The sequence below is a fragment of the Phytobacter massiliensis JC163 genome, from assembly GCF_000321045.1.
GTDB lineage: Bacteria > Pseudomonadota > Gammaproteobacteria > Enterobacterales > Enterobacteriaceae > Phytobacter_A > Phytobacter_A massiliensis.
Genome location: NZ_HE578945.1, coordinates 925,470 through 935,143 on the forward strand (window position 1 = coordinate 925,470; position 9,674 = coordinate 935,143).

Annotated in this window: 11 protein-coding genes; 5 read left to right on the forward strand and 6 right to left on the reverse strand. The window is 52.6% G+C overall.

Annotation, left to right across the window (positions count from 1 at the left end):
• A partial coding sequence (locus tag ENTHG_RS04650) for a cation:proton antiporter domain-containing protein (protein WP_044178984.1) occupies positions 1-743 on the reverse strand: 743 nt, incomplete at its 3' end.
• A 198-nt stretch (positions 744-941) separates the two neighbouring features.
• Here ENTHG_RS04650 and ENTHG_RS04655 point away from each other — a divergent pair.
• Entirely contained in the window at positions 942-1,724 is a 783-nt protein-coding gene (locus ENTHG_RS04655) for a DUF3750 domain-containing protein (RefSeq protein ID WP_044174554.1), read from the forward strand.
• Position 1,725: 1 nt separating this feature from the next.
• On the opposite strand, the gene ENTHG_RS04660 is transcribed toward ENTHG_RS04655, so the two are convergent.
• The gene (locus tag ENTHG_RS04660; RefSeq protein ID WP_052332666.1) at positions 1,726-2,205 is read right to left on the reverse strand and encodes a hypothetical protein; all 480 of its coding nucleotides are present in this window, start codon (positions 2,203-2,205) and stop codon (positions 1,726-1,728) included.
• Between the two features lie 135 nt (positions 2,206-2,340).
• Entirely contained in the window at positions 2,341-3,660 is a 1,320-nt protein-coding gene (locus tag ENTHG_RS04665) for a 6-phospho-beta-glucosidase (RefSeq protein ID WP_044174566.1), read from the reverse strand.
• A 131-nt stretch (positions 3,661-3,791) separates the two neighbouring features.
• On the opposite strand from ENTHG_RS04665, the gene ENTHG_RS04670 reads away from it, so the two are divergent.
• From ENTHG_RS04670 to ENTHG_RS04680, 3 genes are all read left to right on the forward strand, one after another.
• Positions 3,792-4,694, forward strand: coding sequence for a LysR substrate-binding domain-containing protein (locus tag ENTHG_RS04670; protein WP_044174579.1), 903 nt, complete (start codon positions 3,792-3,794; stop codon positions 4,692-4,694).
• A gap of 90 nt (positions 4,695-4,784) precedes the next feature.
• The gene (locus ENTHG_RS04675; protein ID WP_044174592.1) at positions 4,785-5,090 is read left to right on the forward strand and encodes an ArsR/SmtB family transcription factor; all 306 of its coding nucleotides are present in this window, start codon (positions 4,785-4,787) and stop codon (positions 5,088-5,090) included.
• A 1-nt stretch (position 5,091) separates the two neighbouring features.
• The gene (locus ENTHG_RS04680) at positions 5,092-5,625 is read left to right on the forward strand and encodes a rhodanese family protein (protein ID WP_044174606.1); all 534 of its coding nucleotides are present in this window, start codon (positions 5,092-5,094) and stop codon (positions 5,623-5,625) included.
• A 382-nt stretch (positions 5,626-6,007) separates the two neighbouring features.
• Here ENTHG_RS04680 and ENTHG_RS04685 read toward each other — a convergent pair whose 3' ends face one another.
• The 3 genes from ENTHG_RS04685 to pth form a co-directional block, all read right to left on the reverse strand.
• Positions 6,008-6,838 carry a hypothetical protein gene (locus ENTHG_RS04685; RefSeq protein ID WP_044174617.1) on the reverse strand — a complete coding sequence of 277 codons (831 nt, stop codon included), beginning with the start codon at positions 6,836-6,838 and terminating at the stop codon, positions 6,008-6,010.
• A gap of 394 nt (positions 6,839-7,232) precedes the next feature.
• Positions 7,233-8,324: a redox-regulated ATPase YchF gene (gene ychF / locus ENTHG_RS04690; RefSeq protein ID WP_044174632.1), complete on the reverse strand. Its 1,092-nt coding sequence runs from the start codon at positions 8,322-8,324 to the stop codon at positions 7,233-7,235.
• 126 nt (positions 8,325-8,450) lie between these two features.
• Positions 8,451-9,035, reverse strand: coding sequence for an aminoacyl-tRNA hydrolase (gene pth, locus ENTHG_RS04695; RefSeq protein ID WP_044174643.1), 585 nt, complete (start codon positions 9,033-9,035; stop codon positions 8,451-8,453).
• A 249-nt stretch (positions 9,036-9,284) separates the two neighbouring features.
• Here pth and ychH point away from each other — a divergent pair, with 249 nt between their 5' ends.
• Entirely contained in the window at positions 9,285-9,560 is a 276-nt protein-coding gene (ychH, locus tag ENTHG_RS04700; protein ID WP_044174651.1) for a stress-induced protein YchH, read from the forward strand.
• The last annotated feature ends 114 nt before the right edge of the window (positions 9,561-9,674 follow it).

Genomic DNA, 9,674 nt, shown 5'->3' on the forward strand with positions numbered 1-9,674 from the left:
GCCATCGCCAGCGAGAAACTGAGGCAAATCAGCGAGAGGGCGACAAAATCGCTGGGGGCGACTTCGCCCTGCGCATGGCGAGAGCGGGTGGCAAGCAGGCCAATCAACCTGCCGAGGATAAAGCCAATCACCAGACCGCCAATAAGCGACCACACCAGATCAATGCTGAACCACTCCAGCCACGCATCCGCGCTAATAGCGCCCCCGGCTTTGTGCCAGACCAGCGCAAGGATCAGAAAGGGCAAGGCCGTGCCGTCGTTGAGGCCAGCCTCGCTTGAGAGGGCGATACGCAGCTGATCGTCATCCCGGGCGTCGTTTATCGCCACCAGGCTTGCCAGCACCGGATCGGTGGGGGCCAGGATGGCAGCCAGCGCCAGTGAGAGCGACCATGAGAGATGGATCAGATAATGCGAGGCGAGCATGATACCGCCAATAGTGAGTATCATGCCGGGCAGCGCCAGCCTGAGCCCCATCTTCCAGTAAGGAGAGGTGAGGGGAAGGCGAATTTTTAATCCGGTAATAAACAACGAGGCCGCCATGGCTATTTCCGTTATCCGGCTGATTAACGGCGCATGGGCGATGATATCGATATGCAGGATATCCAGCACCCAGGGCCCGCAGCAGATGCCGACCAGCAGATAGAGTCCGAATACCGGCACCGGAACGCGGCTTATCCAGCCGTAAGATAATGACATTAATAATAACAGGCCGCCTGTTGCCGCCGTCCACGCGAGATAACCCATACCACTCCACACTTAATTTTTCTTCGGGTGTCTGAAGACGGCCCGAAAATTGCACCTTATTTGGTTATAGGTGCTAAACAAGGCATCTTCCAGGCGAAGGGGGGAAAGTGGCTCGTATCGCTAATTTCGCCGCCGGCCCATTTACCACTACACTAACCAGACGCGGGAACCCTTCCCGCCAGTTAAATACGGAGCGCCATGTTCGTCATCAAAACCTTCTGTCTGACTCTTCTTGCGATAATTTTGCTCTCTCTTGCCGCCAGCGTTGCGCAGGCGCTGGCGCAGCGTGACGCCCGGCCCCAGGAGGGGTGGTGGTCTGCCCGACGTGATTCTGCCGGTATCGCCCCCGACCCCCGGCAAAATGGGCAGCAGGCGGTGGTGCAGGTTTATGCCGCGCCAACATGGGGCTGGAAAGGCGTGGTAGCCGTCCATCCGTGGATTATCTTCAAACGCGCCGGTGAGACGGAATACCACCGCTATGAAGTGATTAGCTGGGGGGCGGGCAACAAAGTTCGCCATAACCGTAATGCCCCGGATGGCTACTGGTACGGCGCAAAACCCCGCCTGCTGGCCGATATTCGCGGGGCCAATGCTGAGACGATGATCCCGCAAATCGAAGCGGCGATTGCTTCTTACCCGTGGCCCAACCTCTACCGCGCCTGGCCCGGCCCGAACAGCAACACGTTCATTGCCCATATTGGCCGCGAGGTGCCCGCGCTAAAACTCGATATGCCCGCCAATGCGGTAGGCAAAGATTTTCGCGCGCTCTCTAATCCGATAGGCCTGCCGCCATCGGGGCGCGGCGTGCAGCTTTCGTTATTTGGCGTCGCGGGCCTGACCCTGGGGATACAGGAAGGGATCGAGCTCAATCTACTCGGGTTGAACGTAGGGCTGGACTTTACGCCGCTGCGTTTGCGCCTGCCGTTTATTGGCGGGATTGGGCGGGACAATTTGCAAAAAAGCGCCGGAGATGAGAAATAATTTACCGGGTGCCGTCCATGCGCGCGGGCGGCGGGTCTGCGGACACTAACAGAGAGTGTTTCCAGGCAGGCGGCCGCCAGATCCCGCGCGGATCGCCGCAGAAGGGCAGCCTGAAAAAGGGCTTGTCTGCGACCTCTACCCGCCAGGTTGTATCGCCGATAAAGCTGAACGTTACCGCCTCCCCAACTATGCGCAGGTCGGTAAACCACCCGGTGACGTACGGGCCGCCCAGCCATAGCGTCTCTTTCACCCCTGTCGCAAGGCTGACCAGCACGATGGTCAGCGCCTCTTCATACGGAACGTCGTCGGTGAGAAAGAGCAGCAGTGTCGCACTGTTTACCCCGATGGCGGCTTCCAGCACCTGGGCTGGAACATAGATACCCGAAGCCTGCCCGGCAATAATGACTTCATACTTACCAGGGGCTTTCTGCGTAGGGCGTTGGTGAAGACGCAGGGTAACGTCATGACGCTGGCTAAACATAAGGGCTCATGCTCAACTACGGATAAATGAAAGCGATAGGCGAAAAGTTATAGCATTCAGGCGCTGAATTAGCGATAAGCGACGTCCTGGCCGTCAGCCAGTCAGTCGCTATAGGGTTATACAGGGAAGGAGCGCTTACGCGTTTTTATGAAAAGCAGGCATCAGCGCTTTGTTATGCTCGATGACCTCCGCCAGCGCCTGTTCCAGCACGCTACCGCTGTTAATTAAGGGGTTAATAACCAGCGCGCGCCATGCCGTATAACGGTCGCCGGTTATCGCCGCTTCAATGGTCAACTCTTCAAAGCTCTTCATCAGTTGGATCAGGCGCAGCGTATCTTCCGGGAAGGGCTCAACGTTCAGGGGCACCGGGCCTGAACGGGTGATAAGCGAGCTGACCTCAACGGCGCAGTTATCGGGCAGGCCTGCGATGGCGCCGTTATTACGCGTGTTAACGTGCATGATAATCCGTTTGTCGTTATGAATGGCGCTCATCAGTTCGCATGCCGCATCGGAATAGTACTGGCCGCCGCGGCCTTCCAGCGCTTTCGGTTTTTCCGCCAGCTCCGGATTGCGGTAGATTTCAAACAGCTGTTTCTCCAGCTCTTTTACCACCTCGCCGCGCGTCCCTTCACCCTGCGCTTCGCCCAGCTCCTGACGATACAGGTCATCGCTCATGTAGTAGTAGCGCAGATAAGGGCAGGGGATCATTTGCATTTTTTGCAGTAAACCTTTCGGCCATTTAAACGGCGGGATATTGCGTGGAACCAGCGGATCGTCGCCTTCGGCGATGCGCTCGATAACCGCGGCGAGCTTATCCTGGCCTTCATGCCAGATATGGCGTGCAAAGATAAAGTGGTTAAGTCCGGCAACCTGGAGAATAAAGTCATTAACGTCGCTGACATTCAGCAGGCTGGCGATCCCTTTTTGCATAATCACCGGCACGTTGCACAGGCCCACCGTGCGCACTTTGCTGTGTTTGAGGATGGCTTCGGTGACCATTCCTGATGGATTGGTAAAGTTCAGCAGCCATGCGTTGGGGCAAAGCTGCTCCATTTCCGCCGCGATCTCCAGGGCGACAGGAATAGTACGGCAGGCGTTGGCGAACCCGCCAAGGCCATTCGTCTCCTGGCCAATCATATTGTATTTTAATGAGATACGTTCGTCGCTGATGCGGGCGTCAAGGCAACCTGCACGAAACTGGGAGCAGACGAAGTCCGCATCTTTCAGCGCTTCCTGGCGGTTCAGCGTTTCGTAAACGGCAATATCGAGACCATTCTTTTCCAGCATCCTGCGGGTCAGCCCGGCGATGATTGCCATTTTTTCCTGACCGTCTTCAATGTCCACCAGCCACAGTTCACGTACCGGGAATTCATGCTGACGTTTGATGATCCCTTCCATTAATTCCGGCGTATAGCTTGAGCCCGCGCCAATGACCACAATCTTCAGACCTTTCATCCTGATGCTCCTTTTTATGCTTTAGCGGATACCGGGATTTAAAAGCAACTGACGACGCTGGACAAACGATCGTTTCAGGGGTATGCATTAGCTCAGTTAATGCATAAAGAACAACAGAGGGGATTATCGCCATGCCAGGGCAGGAAAACATGCTGGCGCTATTGCATACGTTTGAAATAGCCGCGCTTCATCTGAGCTTTACCCGGGCGGCAAAAACGCTCAATCTCACCCAGGGGGCGGTCAGTCAGCGTATCCGCCACCTTGAAACGCTGCTGGGGTTCCGGTTGTTTATACGCCTCACCAGAAAGCTACAGCTCACCGACGAGGGCGAACGCCTGTTGAGAGTGCTCTCTCTATCGCTGAAACATATCATTGACGAAATCGAGGATATTCGTGTTCAGGGGCTGCGCGGCAAGCTCTCGGTAGGGCTTCCCCCCACCTTTGCTTTTCTGTGGCTGGTGCCGCGTCTGGCTGAATTCAGGGCGCGCTGGCCCGGGTTAAATATCAATTTTCGGGTCAGGGCCGGGCTGGTGGACTTCAATCTGGAGCGGGTAGACGTGGCGATTTACTACAGTAATCTTCGCTACCCGGATCTCTACTGTGAGCGGCTTGCCGATGAGGCGCTGGTGCCCGTTTGCGCGCCCGCGTTGAAAAGTAAAATTGACGCGAACGGCGACTGGCAAAAAGACATTCCCTTTATTCACGCCTCTGAGTCTGTGGATTCGCAGGACGTTTTTTCTGAATGGCGCGAATGGTGTCAGCAGACCCGGCAGCCGTTCCCGGTGGAAGAGAATTTTCTCAGCTTTAATAACTGCCAGATGGCCATTGAAGCGGCGGTCAGCGGCTGCGGGGTGGCGATGGGCAGAAAACGGCTGATTAAAAAGTACGTCGCGGCAGGGGATCTGGTGATGCCTTTTGCTCAGGAGATCCCGGCCGGGCGTGGATACGATCTGATTATGCCCCGTGAAAACCTTAACCGACCGGGTATCGTTGCCTTCAGCCAGTGGGTAAAAACGATCCTCAGCGAAGAGTGAAAGAGGGCGGCCCCGCAGCTGAGGGTGAGGGTTGACATGCGCATAGATAGTTTAGTATTTTCTAAATTTAGAGAATGCTAAACTATTTTTATGACCGAACTGGACCAACTCCAGAAGCAGGCGGAGGTCGCCGCAGCGCTTCTCAAGACACTAAGCCATCCCCAGCGATTGCTGATTTTATGCGTATTGATCGACAAGCCCGGTACCGAAGCCGGAGAGCTGAGCAGAATGAGCGGTCTCAGCGCCTCCGCCACTTCCCAGCATCTTGCCAGGATGAAATCTGAAGGCCTGATAGAAGGGGTACGTGAGGCGCGGTTCATCCGTTATCGCATAAAGAACGCAGCGATTCTGGCCGTCGTGCAAACGCTTAAACACATTTACTGTCCGGGAGATTAGTATGTCCGCTGTTTTCATTACGCCCGCCGAGGCGAAAGCGCTGTCCGAACGAAACGCGCTGGTTGTTGATATCCGGGGAAGTGACGAGTGGCGACGGGAACATATTTCCGCCGCCCGCTCTGTGCCGCTTGAAAGCCTCAATGCAGCCGCGTTCAGTGCCGATGCATTGAGCGAGACCGATACGGTGATATTTCACTGCCAGAGCGGCATGCGCACCGAAAAAAACCAGCAACAGCTACAGGCGTCAGTCTATCCGGCTAAGGCGCTGATCGTGCAGGGCGGCATCAACGGCTGGAAAGCGGCGGGCTACCCTGTCATCACCGATCGCCGTCAGCCGCTTCCTCTGATGCGACAGGTACAAATTGTAGCCGGCGCGCTAGTGTTCGGCGGCACCCTTGCCGGCACGTCTCTCTCGGCGCTGTTTTATATTATCCCGGCCTTTGTCGGAGCCGGGCTGATGTTTGCCGGACTATCGGGATGGTGCGGCATGGCAAAATTGCTGGCGGTGATGCCGTGGAATAAGCGCGCGGGATAGGGCTTAGGGTTTAGCGTATAGCGGGGAATAGGGTTTAAAGGGGGTTGGTTGCGGGCAGAATGACAGTCTTATAATTGATTGCATTGCTTCTGATGTCGGTGAATAACTTCTGGGTTTGAACACTACGCAGCGCTGGCTACATATTCATAGACTTACCTGTTACGTTATCTTGAAGCAGTTCTGATCGAAACAATTGGTCTGCTAAGAGTACGTAGAGTGTTTGGTATGGGGCCCAGCAATGATTACTCAGGAGAAAGCAATCCAGATAGCAAGGAATTATGCCGAACGATACGGGTGAGGGTGGGATGAGCGATAACATAATTTCAATAGAAAAAATCCCCGGAGAGTACCGGGGAAGATGAGATGCTTCCAGACACAAACTTTAGCCACCAAAACAAAATTCTATTGTCTTATCAATTTGCTTGGTGGTGGTCTCTTCGAGCCAGTCATCAATTGATTTGAACAGGATTGAACATAATTTTTCAGCAATCTTCTTATTTAGCGCCATCCGGTTAAATTTAATCTCCACCCTACTAACCTGTACTTCTGAACTAAATTCATCTGCCGGAGCATTCTTACCGCTACCGTGTTTCTTCTCCATTGCAACATTTGAGGAGTAAAATGAAACAGTCACTTCATCATTTACACACATTGTGCTTTGAGTAAATAAGACTTTCTTTTGCTTTTCATTTACTCGACTCATACAACTTTTCGCCAGCGATGTGAGTCCAGCTTTAACGGAATTTTTATCTCCATCGCTCATGCCTGAGTAAATATCGGCTATATTATCGATCAAAGAATCATAATTACCCTCGGAATAGGTCACATTGGTCGTATCTGTTTTGGTTACAACCATTAAAGGGAATTTTAGTATCTGATCAATATATTTTTTGAAACTCTCAGCGTTGCCTGCACTTTCAGGTTCAAGCGGTTTCCATCCCGAACGACTTTGTGCTATCCCCATTACTGTGGTGACAAAATTTGCAGGACTGGAAACAAGTTTTTCTGCTAGTTCATTAATATCTGTAATAAGGCTTAATTCCTTACCGGTTTTACGCTCCTCCGCTGCGGCAGAACCAGTAAGCACGGCAGATCCACCCGTAATATTCGTGCTGCCGACGGTATCCAGGCCATCTAAGCATATACCAAATGAATCCACAAAATTACTATCCAACCAACGTTCTACATTACAAATGATTTCAATGTTTTCCATGTTAAATCCCTTTTTGATAATTGAACGCTTAAAAACACCATATACATAATTAACCATGAAGAATGTGAATCGGATCACTTCATAAATTATTTGCAGTAATTACAAATAGGAAATAATGTTCAATGTGAATGATAAATTATTACGTATTCATTTATTTTATATATGACTTCACGTTGCATTCTTTTTTTGGATACGTGTAGTTGCATGTGGCTATAAGCACCATTTCAGCCAGGGTTTTTAGGAAGTTGACGGAGATAGTTCGATGTACTCGGACCTGTCGGTGAAAATATCAATTGAGGCTCTATGAAGAAAAAATCCACGCGGCTGCGTGGATTTTATGTACTGATTCGATTTTAAAAGAGGCCGTGAAGCCTCTCAAGGCATCAGAAGCGACTCAGACGTTAAACAGGAAGTTCATTACATCGCCATCTTTGACGATGTAATCTTTGCCTTCCGCACGCATCTTGCCCGCTTCTTTGGCACCCTGCTCGCCTTTATACGTAATGAAATCTTCATACGCGATAGTCTGGGCGCGGATAAAACCTTTTTCAAAGTCGGTATGGATTTTACCCGCCGCCTGCGGAGCGGTAGCGCCAACAGGGATGGTCCATGCGCGCACCTCTTTAACCCCTGCGGTGAAATAGGTCTGCAGGTTCAGCAGGGAATAACCGGCACGAATAACGCGGTTCAGGCCTGGCTCTTCCAGACCCAGCTCGGCCATAAACTCATCGCGCTCTTCGTCATCCAGCTCCGCGATATCGGCTTCAACGGCCGCGCACACCGGCACCACGACAGAGCCTTCTTTTTCAGCAATGGCACGAACCTGGTCGAGATACGGGTTGTTCTCAAAACCGTCTTCGTTAACGTTGGCGATATACATGGTCGGCTTGAGCGTCAGGAAGCTCAGATAGCGGATGGCCGCTTTATCTTCGTCGGTTAAATCCAGCGAGCGCAGCATGCCAGCCTCAGAAAGATGCGGCAGGCATTTTTCCAGCGCGGCCAGTTCGGCTTTCGCGTCTTTATCGCCGCCTTTTGCTTTTTTCGACACGCGATGGATTGCACGCTCACAGGTGTCTAAATCGGCAAGCGCCAGCTCGGTATTAATAACATCAATATCTTCCGCCGGGTTCACTTTACCCGCCACGTGGATAATATTGTCGTTTTCAAAGCAGCGAACCACGTGACCGATGGCTTCGGTTTCACGGATGTTGGTCAGGAACTGGTTACCCAGGCCTTCACCTTTGGACGCGCCTTTCACCAGACCGGCAATATCCACGAACTCCATTGTGGTTGGCAGAATACGCTGCGGCTTGACGATCTCCGCCAGCTTGTCCAGACGCGGATCGGGCATCGGTACGACACCGGTGTTCGGCTCGATAGTACAGAAGGGGAAGTTGGCCGCTTCAATACCTGCTTTGGTGAGCGCGTTGAACAGGGTGGATTTACCTACGTTGGGCAGGCCAACGATACCGCATTTGAATCCCATGATGTAATTACCTTAATTTCTTGATAATCAATCTGTTATAGAAAACAGATTGTATAAATGTGAATAACTTCGCCTATTATACACGTAACCGCTTTCGTGCGGGGCAAAAATGCCGCGCGGCGGCGCTTACTGCGCCTTAAAGGCGTGTAAACGGTTGGTCGCTTTTGTCAGACTCTCTTTTAGCCATAGCTCGGTGCAGCGCGCCGCTTCGTCGATGGCGTCATCGATCAGTTTCTGTTCCGAAGCGGGCGGTTTGCCCAGCACAAAACCGACAACTTTGTTTTTATCCCCCGGATGACCAATACCCACGCGCAAACGGTGAAAATTAGGGTTATTGCCCAGTTTGCTGATGATATCTTTTAAGCCATTGTGACCGCCGTGTCCGCCGCCCAGTTTGAATTTTGCGACGCCCGGCGGCAGATCGAGTTCATCATGCGCCACGAGGATCTCGTCCGGGTTGATGCGATAAAAGGTGGCCATCGCGGCGACCGCTTTGCCGCTCAGGTTCATAAAGGTAGTGGGAACCAGCAGTCGGACATCTTCCCCCGCCAGGGTGAGCCGTGAGGTGTAACCAAAAAATTTAGGCTCTTCTCGCAGCGGGGCGCGCCCACGCCCGGCCAGCAGATCGACATACCATGCACCGGCGTTATGGCGCGTGGCGGCATATTCAGCGCCGGGGTTTGCCAGCCCGACAATCAATTTAATCGTCACTTTTTCTTCCTGACTCGAAAACTCTGGCGTGTAGTTTACGTTGTGCGGAATGAAACGGCAAAGGGCGGATAGTAACGCGATTGAATAATTAGAATTCCAATCAGTTCAGCCACTTATTTGTAAATTTATGTGGGTCTGATATGTGTAAATGTGATCGTAACCGCAATTGGCGGGGGGCGGGCTGACTATACTTTACTCACAGGTATTAGGGTTATTCCCTTATCAACCCATTGCTCCGGAGGTGACACCATGAAACGCAAAAACGCTTCGTTACTCGGTAATGTGCTTATGGGGTTGGGATTAGTGGTAATGGTGGTCGGCGTTAGCTATTCCGTTCTGAATCAGCTCCCGCAGCTTAATTTGCCGCAATTTTTTGCCCACGGCGCAGTACTGAGCATTTTTGTCGGCGCGGTCCTCTGGCTGGCTGGGGCGCGCGTTGGCGGCCATGAAAAGGTCTGCGACAAGTACTGGTGGGTGCGTCATTACGATAAACGCTGCCGCCGCGATCCGCACAGCCACGGCTAAACCACTCCTGCGTTAAAAAAACGGTTTCCCTCAGGAAACCGTTCAGAGCGCTGACAAAACCAACAGGAATTCATGGAACGGCGTAGCCCGGGTAAGCGTAGTGTACCCGGGACT